Source organism: Aeromonas enteropelogenes (assembly GCF_000819845.1).
Classification (GTDB): Bacteria; Pseudomonadota; Gammaproteobacteria; order Enterobacterales; family Aeromonadaceae; genus Aeromonas; species Aeromonas enteropelogenes.
The window spans coordinates 578-16056 of sequence record NZ_CDCG01000031.1; the positions used below are offsets into that span (position 1 = coordinate 578).

Below are 15479 nucleotides of genomic sequence, written 5' to 3' on the forward strand. Positions count from 1 at the left end.
TGCTCGCGCAGGGCGGGCAGCCCCAGCTCGGTCTTGGCGGAGATGCGATAGACGGCGTGGCCCAGCTCCTCGCTCGGCGCCAGATCTTCACCGGTCAGGTCGGCCTTGTTGCGAATGACGGTGAGGCCGATGTTTTTTGGCAACCGATCAACAAATTCCGGCCAGATTTCCCGCGGGTCCACCGCATCTGTCGTCGTGCCATCCACCATGAAGAGCACCCGGTCGGCCTGTTCGATCTCGGCCCAGGCACGCTCAATGCCGATCTGCTCCACCTTGTCCTGGGTGTCGCGCAGGCCGGCGGTGTCGATGATGTGCAGAGGCATGCCATCCAGGTGGATATGCTCGCGCAGCACATCGCGGGTGGTACCGGCGATCTCGGTGACGATGGCGGACTCGCGCCCGGCCAGGGCATTGAGCAGGCTCGACTTGCCAGCGTTGGGACGACCGGCGATCACCACCTTCATCCCTTCCCGCAGCAGGGCGCCCTGCCTGGCTTCGCTGCGAACCTCGTCCAGCGACCCCATGATGGAGTAAAGATCCCCCGCTACCTTGCCGTCGGAGAGAAAATCGATCTCTTCATCCGGGAAGTCGATGGCCGCTTCCACATAGATGCGCAGGCGGATCAGGCTCTCCACCAGCTGCTGGATTTTGTTGGAGAACTGCCCCTGCAGGGAGTGCATGGCACTGCGGGCGGCCTGCTCGCTGGAGGCTTCGATGAGGTCGGCGATGGCTTCGGCCTGGGCCAGATCCAGCTTGTCATTCATGAAGGCGCGCTCGCTGAACTCGCCGGGGCGGGCAGGGCGCAGCCCCTTGATCTGCAGGATGCGGCGCACCAGCATGTCCATGATGACCGGGCCGCCGTGGCCCTGCAGCTCCAGCACGTCTTCGCCGGTGAAGCTGTTGGGGGCCTTGAACAGCAGGGCGATGCCCTGATCCAGCACTTCGCCTTGCTCATCCCTGAACGGCAGATATTCGGCGTAACGCACTCGCGGGCGTTTGCCGAGTACTATCTCGGCCACCTGTTCGGCGGCGGGACCGGAGACCCGGACTATGCCGACGCCGCCACGGCCGGGGGCGGTGGCCTGGGCCACGATCGTATCTGTAGTCATCTTGCTTGGCTCGTTTGTTCGGTAATTGGTGGACATTGTAATAAAAAAGGCGGCCCGAAGGCCGCCTCTTTTGTCATCACGGGAAGATTGGCTGCGCATCAGTTGCGTGAGTGCAGGCCTTTCTTCTCCAGCTGACGGTAGATGATGGTCTGCTGGATGATGGAGATGACGTTGCTCACCAGCCAGTACAGGGTCAGACCTGCCGGGAACCAGAGGAACATGAAAGTGAAGATGATCGGCATGAACTGCATCACTTTCTGCTGCATCGGGTCGGTAATGGTGGTCGGGCTCATCTTCTGCAGATACCACATGGAGGCACCCATGAGGATTGGCAGCACGAAGAAGGGGTCCTTCACTGACAGGTCGGTGATCCACAGGGCGAACGGCGCGTGACGCAGCTCAACGGATTCCATCAGTGCCCAGTAGAGGGCGATGAAGATCGGCATCTGAACCAGGATCGGCAGACAGCCACCCAGCGGGTTGACCTTCTCCTTCTTGTACAGCTCCATCATGCCCTGAGACATCTTCTGGCGATCGTCGCCGAAGCGCTCGCGCAGGGCAGCAATCTTGGGCTGCAGCATGCGCATCTTGGCCATGGAGGTGTACTGGGCCTTGGTCAGCGGGAACATGATACCGCGAACCAGCAGGGTCAGCATGATGATGGCCACACCCCAGTTCTGGACCAGGCCGTGGAACACAGTCAGCAGCCAGTGCAGCGGTTGGGCGATGAACCAGAGCCAGCCGTAGTCGACGGTCAGGTCGAGGTGATTGGCTACCTTGGCCATCTGGTCTTGCAGCTTGGGACCGACCCACAGCTTGCTGGTCAGTTCGACCTGCTGACCGGCGGCCACGTCAACCAGCGGTGCCTTGTAGCCGATGATGGCCTGGGCTTTGCCCGGGATCACGCGGCTGTAGAAGCTGTTGGTGTCGTTGGCATTCGGCGCCCAGGCAGAGACGAAGTAGTGTTGCAGCATGGCGACCCAACCACCCTGGGTGGTCTTGCTCAGGTCGGCATCCTTCATCTCGTCGAAGGTGTACTTCTTGTAGCGGGTGTCTTCGCTGGAGAAGGCGCCACCACGGTAGGCGCTGGCCACCATGGCATGACCTTCCTGATCCTTCGGCGTTGCAATGGTCTGCTTCAGCTGACCATAGAACTGTACCTGGACCGGCTCGGCAGACTTGTTGTCGATCTTGTAATCGACGCCAACGGCGTAGTCACCGCGCTTGAGCACGAATTCCTTGGTGAAGACCACACCCTTGCTGTCGGTCCAGGTCATGGGAACCACGACTTGATCCTGACCGTCGGCCAGCTGGTAGCTGGTCTGGGCGGCTTCATAGGTGGGACGACCTTCGGCCTGGCTGTCGGGGCCATTGCGACCAACCAGGCCGCTCTGGGCGACATAGAGGTGGTCAGGCTGGCTGGTCAGCAGCACGAACGGCTTGTCCTTGCCCTCTTCCAGCTTGTGGGCCAGCAGTTCGGCAGAGACGATGTCACCGCCCTGGGTATCCAGGGTCAGCTTGAGCACGTCGGAGGAGACGGTGATCAGCTTGCGTGCGGCGCTCGCATTGGCTTGCTCGGAAACCTGAGGAATATCACCGGACTGACCGGCTTCAGGTACGAATTGTTCGGTTTGGGCCACGGTTGTCGGGGCCGGCTTCGGAGCCTTGTCGGACTCCCACTGTTGCCAGAGCAAAAAGCTCACGAACAGCAAACCGATCAGGAGTAGATTGCGTTGTGATTCCATAGTCTTCAGTTTCTTCGCTTTGGTTGCGGAACCGGGTCATAACCACCCTCGGATAAGGGATGGCATTTTAATAGACGTTTGCTAGCTAACCAAACGCCTTTTATGAAACCGTGAAGTCGGATTGCTTCTATCGCAAATTGGGAACAAGTCGGGGTAAAACGGCAGCGCGGCCCCAGCAGGGGACTAATGATTAGCTGATACAGGCGTATCAGTTTGATAGCTACCCATTGCAACGGCGTGACAGAGTGCGCCATAGCTTTTCCAGTAACTTGAACAGTTCCTCGTTATCCATCTCTTTCACACCGGCCTTGGCGATCACCACGATGTCGATAGCGGGCAGCTGATGCTGTTTGAGGCGGAAACTTTCCCGAACCACACGTTTGACACGGTTACGCCAGACGGCACGCTTGAGTGCTTTTTTGGGCACGGCGAGACCAAGACGTGGGTGTTCGAGTGAATTGGGGCAGGCGAGAAGCGTAATTTGCGGGGAAGCGGCCCGGACAGGCTCGGCGAATACGCGTTTGAAGTGTTCGGGAGTTAACAGACGTAACTCCCGAGAGAAGGTGTGCTGGGTAGGCATTAAACTACCAGACGAGCACGACCCTTGGCACGACGAGCGGCCAGAACTTTACGACCGTTGGCAGTAGCCATGCGGGCGCGGAAACCGTGAGAGCGCTTGCGCTTCAGGTTGGACGGTTGAAAAGTACGTTTCATGATTCGATTCCGTATTACTGTACAGTTTTGATTGTCACACTTAGCCGACGCGCCAGCTATAGCGTGTGACGACTAGCAAAAGAGGCCGAATTCTAAACAGAGTTCGGCTTTTAGTCAATCCGCCGTTCCCTTCCATCCTGTTCCGGTCTTGAAAGGACCATGGCAGGGTGTGAGGATCCGGAGGATCAAGGGCTCCGGATTATACTGGCTGGCCGTTGTTAAACAAGGGATCCACCAATAAAAAAGGCGGCCAGGCCGCCAAAGAGAGAGCTATTTTAGCACTTTGCGCAGGAACTCCCGGGTTCGGGGATCCTTGGGATCGACCAGTATCTGATCTGGCGGACCCTGCTCCACGATCCGCCCTCCCTCCATGAAGATCACCCGATCGGCGACATCCCGAGCGAATTCGATCTCATGGGTCACCACCACCATGGTCTGGTGCTGGCGTGCCAGTTTCTTCATCAGCCCCAGCACCTCGTCGACCCATTCGGGATCGAGGGCTGACGTGGGCTCGTCAAACAGGATGACCTTGGAGTGGGCCGCCATGGCGCGGCCTATACCCACCCGCTGTTGTTGGCCGCCGGAGAGGGAGGCCGGGTAGGCATCCTTCTTGTCGGCCAGGCCTATGTCTTCCAGGATACCGAGGGCGGTGGCGCGGGCCTCCGCCTTCGGCTGCTTCCAGACGGTGATCAGTCCTTCGGCGATGTTGTCCTGTGCCGTCTTGTTGGCAAACAGGGCGTAGTTCTGGAATACGAAGGAGGCTCGCTTGCGCAGCTCGATGGCCTGCTGTTCGCTGGCGCTGGCCAGGTTGAGTTGCAGGTCGTCGATGACCAGCTGGCCCGCATCCGGGGTTTCCAGCAGGTTGAGGCAGCGCAGCAGGGTCGACTTGCCGGTACCCGAGGGACCGATAATAACGACGATTTCCCCCTTTTTGACCTCCAAATCGATGCTGTTCAGCACCTGGTTGCCGTCATATGCCTTGGCGAGGCCGGTTAGCTTGATCATGGTGGCCCTCCTTTAATAGGCACGGTTGAGGCGCACTTCCAGCAGATGCTGCAAGCGGGTGAAGAAGATGACCACTATCCAGTAGACCAGGGCCACCGCCATGAAGCTCTCGAAGAACTTGAAGGAGGAGGAGGCCTCCATCTGCGCCTTGCCCATGATTTCGGCCACCCCCAGGGTAAACGCCAGCGAGGTACTCTTGATCATGTCGATGAAGTAGTTCATCAGCGACGGGGTCGCGATGCGGGCCGCCTGCGGCAGAATGATCCGTTGCATCGCCTGGTAACGGCTCATGCCGATACTGAGCGAGGCCTCCATCTGGCTCTTGTGTATCCCCAGAATGGCGGCACGGATCGACTCGGCCATGTAGGCGGCGAAGTGCAGGGTCAACCCTATGATGGCGGCGGTAAAGGCATCCATCCCCACGAAGATGGGGAAGAGTTGCGGCAGCCCGTAATAGAGCAGGAACAGCTGAACGAGCAGCGGAGTACCCCGAAAGAACGAGATATAGAGCATCGCCAGCCAGTGAATTGCGGGAACGCGAAACACCCGTACTATCGCCAGGGCCAGCGACAGTACGAGTGCAAATACGAATCCCCACAGGGCCATTTCCATCGTGGTGCCCAGATATTTGAGCAGAATGGGAAACAGCCCCAGCGTGTATTCGAAGTCGAAATCCATCATTTATTTGGTCGTGATATCCGCGGCGAACCATTTCTCGGAAATTTGACGCAGGGAACCATCCTTGCGCATGGCGGTCAGGGCCTCGTCAACCTTCTTCAGCACCACCTCTTTCTCCGGAGTTTTCAGGAAGGGCAGGGCGTTCTCGATGGTTTCGAACGGCGCGCCAGCCTGTTGCAGCGGCAGCTTGGACTCCTTGATCAGCTGGGCGGTGGAGACGCGGTCCATCACGAAAGCATCGATACGACCCAGAGCGACGTCCTGCTCGAAGTTGGAGTCATAGGTACGGATATCGATCTTCTTGTTCGGGTCGTTTTTGCGCAGCAGCTCTTCGAAATTGGAGCCGAGGTTCACGGCCACCGTCTTGCCTTCCAGGTCCTTGAAGCCGTGGATGGTGCTGTTGCCTTTGCGGACCACGATCTGGGCGCCGTCATAGACGTAAGGCTGGGAGAAGTTGTACTTGGCCTTGCGCTCGTCGGTAATGGTGATCTGGTTGGAAATGGTGTCGATACGGCCGGTTTCCAGCATGCCAAACAGGCCGGAGAAGCTGGCAGTCACGAATTCGACCTTGTAGCCGGTGCGCTCGCCGATCTGGTTCCACATATCCACTTCAAAGCCTTGCAGCTTGTCCTGCTTGACGAAGGTGAACGGGAAGTATTTGCCGGACATGCCAACTTTGATGGTTTCCTGGGCGATGGCTTGGCCGGACAGGGTGGCCAGCAGAATGGCAGCGCCGGAAATGAGCTTGATAGATGTTTTCATGGGGTTTCTCTCTCTGAATGTCTTGTATTTGTAGTTGGAATAACTGGTTTCGCGCTGATGTTATTGGAATAAAATTTAAAAAATAAATGACATTTTGTTATATGAAATAACATGACGATGAGGTCCGGATCCATCGTTTATGGCGGTGGATCAAGCTGTGGGTAACTTTGGGGATGAATGATGATCCAATGGCGCTGGATCCTTGAAAGTCAAGGATCTTATTTGCTGGATCCATGGGGTGACGGCTGGAGATCCGGCGGCTAAAAAAGTAGAATAGCCGGTCTTTAGTTAATCAATCGACAGGAGTTTAGAGTGACTGCTTCGCTATGGCAGCAGTGCCTTAACCGGCTGCAAGATGAGTTGCCCTCGGCAGAATTCAGCATGTGGATCCGGCCGCTTCAAGCGGAGTTGAGTGACAATACTCTGACCCTGTATGCACCGAATCGCTTCGTTCTGGACTGGGTACGAGACAAGTACCTCATCCGGGTGAACGGCATCATCAATGAACTCTGCGGGGTCGATGGCCCCGCCCTGCGTTTTGATATCGGTAATCGTCCCCATCCCGTGGCTGTCGCCAGAGCGCCGGCACAGGGTGCCGCACCTGTGAATAACTTGCAGAAGAGCTGGGAAAGCAAGGCCGAAGCCAAGCCGGAACCGAACCACAAGAGCAACACCAACGTGAACTATACCTTCGAGAATTTCGTCGAAGGTAAGTCCAACCAGTTGGCCCGTGCGGCTGCCCGTCAGGTGGCGGATAACCCGGGTGGCGCTTACAACCCGCTGTTCCTCTATGGCGGCACTGGTCTGGGTAAAACTCACCTGCTACACGCTGTCGGTAATGCCATCAAGGAGAGCAAAAAAGATGCAAAAGTCATCTATATGCACTCCGAGCGGTTCGTTCAAGACATGGTGAAGGCGCTGCAGAACAACGCCATCGAAGAGTTCAAGCGCTATTACCGCAGCGTCGACGCCCTGCTCATCGATGACATCCAGTTCTTCGCCAACAAGGAGCGCTCCCAGGAGGAGTTCTTCCACACCTTCAACGCCCTGCTCGAAGGCAACCAGCAGATCATCTTGACCTCGGATCGCTATCCGAAGGAGATCAACGGTGTCGAGGATCGTCTCAAGTCCCGCTTCGGCTGGGGTCTGACCGTGGCGATCGAGCCGCCGGAGCTGGAGACCCGGGTTGCCATCCTGATGCGCAAGGCGGACGAGAACCAGATCCACCTGCCGGACGAAGTGGCCTTCTTCATCGCCAAGCGGCTGCGTTCCAACGTCCGTGAGCTGGAAGGTGCCCTCAACCGGGTGATCGCCAACGCCAACTTCACGGGCCGCGCCATCAACATCGATTTCGTGCGCGAAGCGCTGCGCGATCTGCTGGCGTTGCAGGAGAAGCTGGTCACCATCGACAATATCCAGAAGACGGTGGCGGAGTACTACAAGATCAAGCTGGCGGATCTGCTCTCCAAGCGCCGTTCCCGCTCCGTTGCCCGTCCTCGCCAGTTGGCGATGGCGCTGGCCAAGGAGCTGACCAACCACAGTTTGCCGGAGATAGGTGATGCCTTTGGTGGCCGTGACCACACCACCGTTCTTCATGCCTGCCGCAAGATCGAGCAGCTGAAGGAAGAGAGTCACGACATCAAGGAGGACTATTCCAACCTGATCCGTACCCTTTCTTCCTGATAACGGAACCAAGTGCACAGATGCAGATCGAATATTCCAACCTGATCCGAATCCTTTCCTCCTAATCACTACGGAGAGCACAGATGCAGCTCGAAATTAGCCGTGAGGCCCTGTTACGTCCTCTGCAACTGGTGTCCGGCGCCCTCGGTGGCCGACCGACCCTGCCGATCCTCGGCAACGTGCTGCTTGATGTCAGCAACGGTCTGCTGTCACTGACCGGTACCGATCTTGAAGTAGAGATGATCGGTCAGGTCTATCTGAACGGAGCCAGTGAAGATGGCCGCACCACAGTGCCGGCACGCAAGCTGCTGGATATCTGCCGCGGCCTGCCGGAAGGCGCCGAGATCCGTCTCAATACCGAAGGCGAGCGCCTGATCATCCGTTCCGGCCGCTCCCGCTTCAACCTGTCGACCCTGCCGGCGACCGAATACCCGAACATCGAGGACTGGGAGTCCGTGCTCGAGTTCGACATCAGCCAGCTGGAACTGAAGAAGCTGATCGATGCTACCCAGTTCTCCATGGCGAGCCAGGACGTGCGTTACTACCTGAACGGCATGCTGTTCGAGAGCGAAGGGCATGGCTTGCGCACTGTGGCGACCGACGGTCACCGCTTGGCTACCTGCCGCCGCGAGGTAGTGGGGGAATCGCTGCCCGATCATCAGGTTATCCTGCCGCGCAAAGGGGTACTGGAACTGGTGCGTCTGCTGGAGGCGGAAGACAAGCCGGTGCGGCTGCAGATCGGCCGCAGTAACCTGCGCGCCGCCCTCGACGGTTTCATCTTCACCTCCAAGCTGGTGGATGGCCGCTTCCCGGACTGGCGCCGTGTCATTCCGCGCAACAGCGACAAGGCCCTGATCGCCGGTCGCGAGGATCTGCGCCAGGCCTTTGCCCGTGCCGCCATCCTCTCCAACGAGAAATTCCGTGGTGTGCGTCTCAATCTGCAGGAAAACCTGCTGCGCATCACCGCCAACAACCCGGAACAGGAAGAAGCCGAAGAGCTGCTTGACGTACAATATGCCGCTGGCGAGATGGAGATCGGCTTCAACGTCTCTTATGTGCTGGACGTGCTGAATACGTTAAAATGTGACCAAATCCGGGTCAGTCTGAGCGATTCCGTCAGCAGTGCCATTATTGAGGATTTTGACAATCAGGATGCTCAGTATGTGGTAATGCCGATGCGGATCTAGTCGTGTCTCTGGTCAAACTCCAGCTCAGCGACTTTCGCAATATCCAGCAAGCCAGTCTCAAGCTGTCACCCGGCCTCAACATCCTGGTCGGGTGCAATGGCAGCGGCAAGACCAGCGTGCTGGAAGCCATTCACTACCTCGGTCTGGGGCGCTCCTTTCGCACTCACCTGACCGGGCGGGTCATCCGCCAGGGGGAGAGGGCGTTTACCCTGTTCGCCCAGTGCGAACTGGAGGGGCGCCAGGTCCCCATCGGTCTCGCCAAGGACAAGAGTGGCGAGACCCAGCTCAAGATTGCCGGGGCCCAGGCCCAGCGTCTGGCCGATCTGGCCGAGCTGCTGCCGGTGCAGTTGATCCATCCAGATGGCTTCAATCTGTTGACCGGTGGGCCCCAGGCTCGCCGGGCTTGGCTCGACTGGGGGGTCTTTCATCAAGAGCCGACCTTCTTCGCCCTGTGGGGTCGAGTGCGGCGCCTGCTGAAACAGCGCAATGCGCTGCTGCGTCAGAGCACCCAGTATCGCCAGCTGGCGTTCTGGGATCAGGAGCTGGTGCGGTTGGGGGGCGAGTTAGCGGCGTTTCGCGCCAACTATTGTCAGGCTATTACGCCCCTTATCAAGGAGATGACGGCGGACTTTTTGCCGGAATTCGATATCAGCCTAGGTTTCTATCGGGGCTGGGAGAAGGATACCCCCCTCAACGAGTTGCTTGAGGCGGGATTTGAGCGGGATCGGTCGCTGGGCTATACCGGCGTCGGTCCACAGAAAGCCGATGTGCGCCTCAAGGCGAACGGGGTGCCTGCTCAGGATATTTTGTCCCGGGGTCAGTTGAAGTTGCTGGTCTGTGCCATGCGGCTGGCCCAAGGGCTCTATTTGAATCAACATGGCAGCCGTGGCTGTATTTTTTTAATTGATGATTTTGCCTCTGAACTGGATGTCGAGAAGCGCCGCTTGCTGGCTGCAAGGCTGAAGCAGTGTGCGTCCCAGGTGTTCATCACCGCCATCGACACTGGTCAGCTCGCGGACATGATGGATGCGAATGACTGCAAGTTGTTCCACGTGGAACAAGGCAAGATCTCCGAAACGTTAGAGAAGGCAGAGAGTAAGCTATGAGTGAAAATACTTACGACTCCTCGAATATCAAGGTACTGAAGGGCCTGGATGCGGTCCGCAAGCGCCCGGGGATGTATATCGGCGATACGGATGACGGCTCGGGCCTGCACCACATGGTGTTCGAAGTGGTCGATAACTCCATTGACGAGGCGCTCGCTGGCTACTGCTCCGAGATTCAGGTCAAGATCCATTCCGATGGCTCCGTCTCCGTCCGCGACAACGGTCGTGGCATTCCGGTCGACATTCACCCGGAAGAGGGCCGTTCCGCTGCCGAAGTCATCATGACGGTGCTGCACGCCGGCGGCAAGTTCGACGACAACTCCTACAAGGTATCTGGTGGTCTGCACGGTGTGGGTGTCTCTGTCGTAAACGCCCTCTCTGACAAGCTGCTGCTGACTATTCGTCGCAACGGCCACGTCTACGAGCAGACCTATCACCTGGGCGAGCCGCAGGCTCCGCTCAAGCAGATCGGTGATGCCACCACCACCGGGACCGAAGTACGCTTTTGGCCGAGCCCGACCATTTTCAGCGACACTCTGTTCCACTACGAGATCCTGGCCAAGCGCCTGCGCGAGCTCTCCTTCCTCAACTCCGGCGTCTCCATTCGTCTGATGGACGAGCGTGACGGCCGTGAGGCGCACTTCTGCTACGAAGGTGGCATCAAGGCGTTCGTCGAGTATCTGAACCAGAACAAGACCCCGATCCACCCGAAGGTGTTCCACTTCACCACCGAACAGGACGGTATCGGCGTCGAAGTCGCCATGCAGTGGAACGACGCCTATCAGGAAGGTGTCTACTGCTTCACCAACAACATACCGCAGCGCGATGGTGGCACCCACCTGGTGGGCTTCCGTACCGCGCTGACCCGTACCCTCAACTCCTATATGGACAAAGAGGACTACAGCAAGAAGGCCAAATCTGCCGCCAGCGGTGACGACGTGCGTGAAGGTTTGATTGCCGTTATCTCCGTCAAGGTGCCGGATCCCAAGTTCTCCTCCCAGACCAAGGACAAGCTGGTTTCTTCTGAAGTGAAGACTGCGGTCGAACAGGCGATGGGCGAGAAGCTGGCCGACTTCCTGCTGGAAAACCCGGGCGATGCCAAGATCGTGGTCAACAAGATCATCGATGCGGCCCGCGCCCGTGAAGCGGCCCGCAAGGCCCGCGAACTGACCCGCCGCAAGGGTGCGCTGGACATCGCAGGTCTGCCCGGCAAGCTGGCGGACTGTCAGGAGAAAGACCCGGCCCTCTCCGAACTCTACATAGTGGAGGGTGACTCTGCGGGTGGTTCCGCCAAGCAGGGTCGCAATCGTAAGAACCAGGCCATCCTGCCGCTCAAGGGCAAGATCCTGAACGTGGAGAAGGCCCGTTTCGACAAGATGATCTCCTCGCAAGAGGTGGGCACCCTGATCACCGCGCTGGGCTGCGGCATCGGTCGTGACGAATACAACCCGGACAAGCTGCGCTATCACAACATCATCATCATGACGGATGCGGACGTCGATGGTGCGCACATCCGTACCCTGCTGCTGACCTTCTTCTATCGCCAGATGCCGGAAATCATCGAGCGTGGCTACGTCTATATCGCCCAGCCACCGCTCTACAAGGTGAAGAAGGGCAAGCAGGAGCAGTACCTGAAAGACGAAGATGCGCTGCTGCAATACCAGACTGCCATGGCGCTGGATGGTGCGACCCTGCACGTCAACGAGTCCGCCCCCGCCATCGGCGGCGAGGCACTGGAGCGTCTGGTCAACCAGCATCGCGCCGTGACCCACCTGATCACCCGCATGTCCCGCCGTGCGCCGGAAGCCGTGCTGACCCAGCTGATCTATCAGCCGGAACTGAACGAAGCCCTGCTGACTAGCGAGAGCGATCTGCAGGCCTGGTGTCAGAGCATGGAAGCCGTGCTCAACGAGAGCAACCAGGGCATCCAGTACCAGATGCAGGTGCGTCGTGACGAAGAGCGCAGCCTGTTCGTGCCGCACGCAGTGGTACGTCAGCACGGTGTCGACCGCGAATATCCGATCAGCTACGACTTCCTGCAATCCTCCGAGTACCGCCAGCTGGTCTCCTTGGGCAAGGAGATCGCCAACCTGATCGAGGAAGGCGGTTACATCAAGCGTGGCGAGAAGGTGAAGCCGGTCTCCAGCTTCGTTGAAGCGGTCGAGTGGCTGATGAACGAAGGCAAGCGTGGCATCTACATCCAGCGCTATAAAGGGCTGGGCGAGATGAACCCGGATCAGCTGTGGGAAACCACCATGGATCCGGAAGCCCGCCGCATGCTGCGTGTCACCATCGACGATGCCGTCGGTGCTGACCAGCTCTTCTCCACCCTGATGGGTGATGCAGTAGAGCCGCGTCGCGACTTTATCGAGACCAACGCCCTGCGGGTGGCCAACCTCGACGTCTAATCGACGCAGCCAGCTCGATATAAAAAAGCCGCTCCTTGTGAGCGGCTTTTTGTTTTTTGACGGAGGAGGTGGCACGTTCCACGTGAAACATGGCTCCTCCTTAGTGTGACTGTACAGACTTATATGAGTTCGGCGGCCGGACAGTAGAGGCGCAGACGATGGCCGTCCGGATCGAGAGTCATGCAGGTGTAACCAAACTCCATCCGGGTCGTTTCCTGGATCAGAGTGAGTCCGCGCACTTGCCACTCGGCAAACAGGCGATCGACGGCAGAGTATCATCGGAGAAAGTGAAGGTTGGCTCCAGCCCCCTTTCTGGTTTGCAACGGGACATGCTGTGGCCCTCAGCTCTTCAGTCGTTTGTGACTGGGGGAGGAAGCCCAATAAGGAAAAAGCCTGCAAATGGGCGGAGAGAAGATTTTTCGATCAGAGCCCTTGAAAGCCGAAAGCGGGCCCTTATATAGATAACAAGGCCGGAACGCTCGACAGAGGTTTCGACCAAGCGCCCGTCCATAAGGAGGGTAAACAATCCGTTATCGCTCAAAAGAGGATAATACTATGCGTTCTATCGACTTTTCTCCGCTCTATCGTTCTGCCATCGGTTTCGATCGTCTGGCCAATCTCATCGAATCTGCGGCCAGCAATGGCAATGCCGGTTATCCCCCCTACAACATCGAGCAGCTGGGTGACAGCGACTACCGCATCAGCATGGCGGTGGCGGGCTTTACCCAGGAAGAGCTGGAGCTGAGCTTCCAGGAAAATCTGCTGACGGTGAAGGGCAACAAGCAGGCCGATACCGAGCGTAACTACCTCTATCAAGGCATAGCAGAACGTGGCTTCGAGCGTCGCTTCCAGCTGGCCGACTATGTGCGGGTGAAGGGCGCCGACCTGAAAAACGGTCTGCTGCACATCGACCTGGTGCGCGAAGTGCCCGAGGCGATGAAGCCCCGCAAGATCGAGATCAACGGCTGACAGCCTGACCTCGTTGCATTGTTGATGTTTCCCGGGTGCCGATTGACGGGCCCGTGGAGAGTAAACCCTGTTGCTTTATAGAAGGATAGGATCATGCGTAACCTCGATTTTTCTCATCTCTATTCCAATGCCGTCGGCTTCGAGCGGATGGCCCGTGAGCTGGAAGGCCTGTTCGATCAGAAGACCTCGGCCTACCCCCCGTACAACATCGAAAAACGCGATCACGACAGCTACCTCATCACGGTTGCCGTGGCCGGTTTCGATCGCAATGAGCTGGAGCTGGAGACCGAAAACGGCACTCTCAAGGTGAAGGGGCGCAAGGTCGCCTCCATGGGCGAGCGCCAGTTCCTCCATCAAGGGATCGCCGAGCGGGACTTCGAGCTCGCCTTCAAGCTGAGCCAGCATGTAGAGGTGCAGGGTGCCAAGCTGGAGCATGGCCTGCTGACCATAGAGCTGGCCCGCGAGCTGCCGGAGGCGCTCAAGCCCCGCGCCATCCCCATCGGCAAACCCGAGCAGCTGGCGCTGCCCGGCTAAACAGTACCGCTGACCAGCTGATAGAAGAGAGGCCTGCATTTGCAGGCCTCTCTGTTTTTGTATCGCCGAACTGGCTTAGCCGGCGTAGAGGGTGTTGATCTCGTCAGCCAGGATGGCGATGCCGCGGCGCACCAGCTCCTCGCTCTGGGAGTAGTTGAGGCGGATGCACTCCCGGCTGTGACGCCACTCGGGATCGTCGATGCCGGGGAAGAAGTAGTGGCCCGGCACGATCAGCAGGTTCTTCGTCTTCAATCGCTCATACAGTTCCTGGCAGTGGATCGGCAGGTCTTCGAACCAGAGCCAGAGGAAGAGGGCGCCTTCCGGCTTGTGGATGTGGAAGCGCGGATCGGGGATGGCCTCGCGCAGCAGCTGCACCGCCAGCTCCGCCTTCTGCCGATAGAAGGGTTTCACCACCTGCTCGCTGAGGGCGATGATCTCGCCGCTCTCGATCATCGGAATGGTGATGGCGGGGCCCAGACTGCCCGGTGCCAGATTGATGATGCCGCTCAGGTTGGTGATGGCCTGAATGATCTTCTCGTCGGCGATGACGATGCCGCAGCGGGTGCCCGGCAACCCCAGCTTGGAGAGGCTCATGCAGAGGATGGTGTTGGCGTTCCAGAACGGCTTGGCCTCGCTGAAGATGATGCCAGGGAAGGGGACGCCATAGGCATTGTCGATCAGCAGCGGAATGCCCTTGTCGCGGGCGATCTGCTCGAGGTGCTCGATCTCTTCATCGGTCAACACGTTGCCGGTCGGGTTGGTCGGCCGGGAGACGCAGATCACCCCGATGTCGTCACCCACCTGCAGGCTCTCGAAGTCCACGTGGTACTTGAACTGGCCGTCGGGCAGTTTCTCGATGGTGGGTTTGTAGGCCACGAAGTAGTTGTCTGCCAGTGCCGAGTCGGCATAACCGATGTACTCGGGGGCGAGCGGGAACAGCACCTTCTTCTTGCGGCCATCGGCAAATTCGCCCGCCAGCAGGTTGAACAGATAGAAGAAGGCGTTCTGGCTGCCGTTGGTCAGGGCGATGTTGCGGGCGGAGATCTCCCAGCCCAGCTCCTTGCTGAGCAGGGCCGCCAGCGCCTTGGTGAACCTGTCCTTGCCCTGGGGGCCATCGTAGTTGGCCATCGCCTTCACCAGCTCGCCGTTGTCGAGCAGGCTCTTGGCCTCGGCCTGAAAGCGTTCCAGCATGGCGGGGATGGGGGCTGGGTTGCCGCCACCCAGCATGATGGCGTCCGGATTGGTCAGCCCCTGATTAAGGTCATCCATGAGTTGGGTAATACCGGCATGGCGAGTGAACTTCTCGCCGAACAAGGAAAATTCCATTCGGTGACAGATCCAGAGTCAGTTACGGGGGAGCTAGCACCATAGCTCAGTTTAAAAGCGGGTGTCGATCAAAAAGATGGGACGTTCCACGTGGAACAGCAGGCAAAATCTAGTGTGGTGAAAATAACCACTTGTTGGTTCAATCCTGACTACAGGATGTTTTCCAACTGGCGCCATTTATTATCTAAAAACAATTAATTTGAACAAAATCATGTTGTTATAGATGTGGCACGACAATTGGAATAGTTATCTG

Annotated in this window: 15 protein-coding genes and 1 pseudogene; 6 read left to right on the forward strand and 10 right to left on the reverse strand. The window is 58.3% G+C overall.

Translation table 11 applies throughout. The annotated features are described in order from the left end of the window. The 8 genes from mnmE to BN1123_RS11215 all read right to left on the reverse strand — a co-directional run. Positions 1-1109: tRNA uridine-5-carboxymethylaminomethyl(34) synthesis GTPase MnmE (gene mnmE, locus BN1123_RS11190; RefSeq protein ID WP_082037532.1), on the reverse strand; the 1109-nt coding region annotated here is incomplete at its 3' end. Between the two features lie 98 nt (positions 1110-1207). Next, positions 1208-2854, reverse strand: a complete 1647-nt coding sequence (gene yidC, locus BN1123_RS11195) for a membrane protein insertase YidC (protein ID WP_042027056.1) — start codon at positions 2852-2854, stop codon at positions 1208-1210. A gap of 5 nt (positions 2855-2859) precedes the next feature. After that, complete coding sequence (gene yidD / locus BN1123_RS20935; protein ID WP_010672280.1) at positions 2860-3108, reverse strand: membrane protein insertion efficiency factor YidD; 249 nt, start codon at positions 3106-3108, stop codon at positions 2860-2862. Continuing rightward, entirely contained in the window at positions 3075-3434 is a 360-nt protein-coding gene (gene rnpA / locus BN1123_RS11200; RefSeq protein WP_026457269.1) for a ribonuclease P protein component, read from the reverse strand. The genes yidD and rnpA overlap by 34 nt, the downstream gene beginning before the upstream one ends. After that, positions 3434-3568 carry a 50S ribosomal protein L34 gene (rpmH, locus tag BN1123_RS20940; protein ID WP_005307156.1) on the reverse strand — a complete coding sequence of 45 codons (135 nt, stop codon included), beginning with the start codon at positions 3566-3568 and terminating at the stop codon, positions 3434-3436. Before rpmH ends, rnpA begins: the two co-directional genes overlap by 1 nt. A gap of 270 nt (positions 3569-3838) precedes the next feature. Continuing rightward, complete coding sequence (locus BN1123_RS11205; RefSeq protein WP_042027057.1) at positions 3839-4573, reverse strand: amino acid ABC transporter ATP-binding protein; 735 nt, start codon at positions 4571-4573, stop codon at positions 3839-3841. Positions 4574-4585: 12 nt separating this feature from the next. After that, on the reverse strand, positions 4586-5254 hold the full coding sequence (locus BN1123_RS11210) for an amino acid ABC transporter permease (protein ID WP_156130550.1): 669 nt from the start codon (positions 5252-5254) through the stop codon (positions 4586-4588). After that, positions 5255-6013 (reverse strand): amino acid ABC transporter substrate-binding protein, encoded by a 759-nt coding sequence (locus BN1123_RS11215; RefSeq protein WP_026456356.1) that lies wholly within the window; start codon positions 6011-6013, stop codon positions 5255-5257. A 312-nt stretch (positions 6014-6325) separates the two neighbouring features. On the opposite strand from BN1123_RS11215, the gene dnaA reads away from it, so the two are divergent. The 4 genes from dnaA to gyrB all read left to right on the forward strand — a co-directional run bounded on the left by dnaA (position 6326) and on the right by gyrB (position 12397). Further along, entirely contained in the window at positions 6326-7696 is a 1371-nt protein-coding gene (gene dnaA, locus BN1123_RS11220; RefSeq protein ID WP_042027058.1) for a chromosomal replication initiator protein DnaA, read from the forward strand. Positions 7697-7779: 83 nt separating this feature from the next. Continuing rightward, positions 7780-8883: a DNA polymerase III subunit beta gene (dnaN, locus tag BN1123_RS11225; RefSeq protein ID WP_026456354.1), complete on the forward strand. Its 1104-nt coding sequence runs from the start codon at positions 7780-7782 to the stop codon at positions 8881-8883. A 2-nt stretch (positions 8884-8885) separates the two neighbouring features. Next, complete coding sequence (gene recF, locus BN1123_RS11230) at positions 8886-9989, forward strand: DNA replication/repair protein RecF (RefSeq protein ID WP_042027061.1); 1104 nt, start codon at positions 8886-8888, stop codon at positions 9987-9989. Then, positions 9986-12397 carry a DNA topoisomerase (ATP-hydrolyzing) subunit B gene (gene gyrB / locus BN1123_RS11235; RefSeq protein ID WP_042027062.1) on the forward strand — a complete coding sequence of 804 codons (2412 nt, stop codon included), beginning with the start codon at positions 9986-9988 and terminating at the stop codon, positions 12395-12397. The genes recF and gyrB overlap by 4 nt, the downstream gene beginning before the upstream one ends. Before the next feature lie 119 nt (positions 12398-12516). Here the strand turns inward: gyrB and BN1123_RS21975 are convergent. After that, positions 12517-12669, reverse strand: a pseudogene (locus BN1123_RS21975) (VOC family protein); the annotation flags it as partial. 283 nt (positions 12670-12952) lie between these two features. On the opposite strand from BN1123_RS21975, the gene BN1123_RS11245 reads away from it, so the two are divergent. Then, positions 12953-13366, forward strand: a complete 414-nt coding sequence (locus tag BN1123_RS11245; protein WP_010635612.1) for an Hsp20 family protein — start codon at positions 12953-12955, stop codon at positions 13364-13366. A 93-nt stretch (positions 13367-13459) separates the two neighbouring features. Next, positions 13460-13900 carry an Hsp20 family protein gene (locus BN1123_RS11250; RefSeq protein WP_042027063.1) on the forward strand — a complete coding sequence of 147 codons (441 nt, stop codon included), beginning with the start codon at positions 13460-13462 and terminating at the stop codon, positions 13898-13900. A 75-nt stretch (positions 13901-13975) separates the two neighbouring features. Here the strand turns inward: BN1123_RS11250 and BN1123_RS11255 are convergent, their stop codons facing one another. Then, the gene (locus BN1123_RS11255; RefSeq protein ID WP_042027064.1) at positions 13976-15226 is read right to left on the reverse strand and encodes a valine--pyruvate transaminase; all 1251 of its coding nucleotides are present in this window, start codon (positions 15224-15226) and stop codon (positions 13976-13978) included. Positions 15227-15479 lie beyond the last annotated feature (253 nt).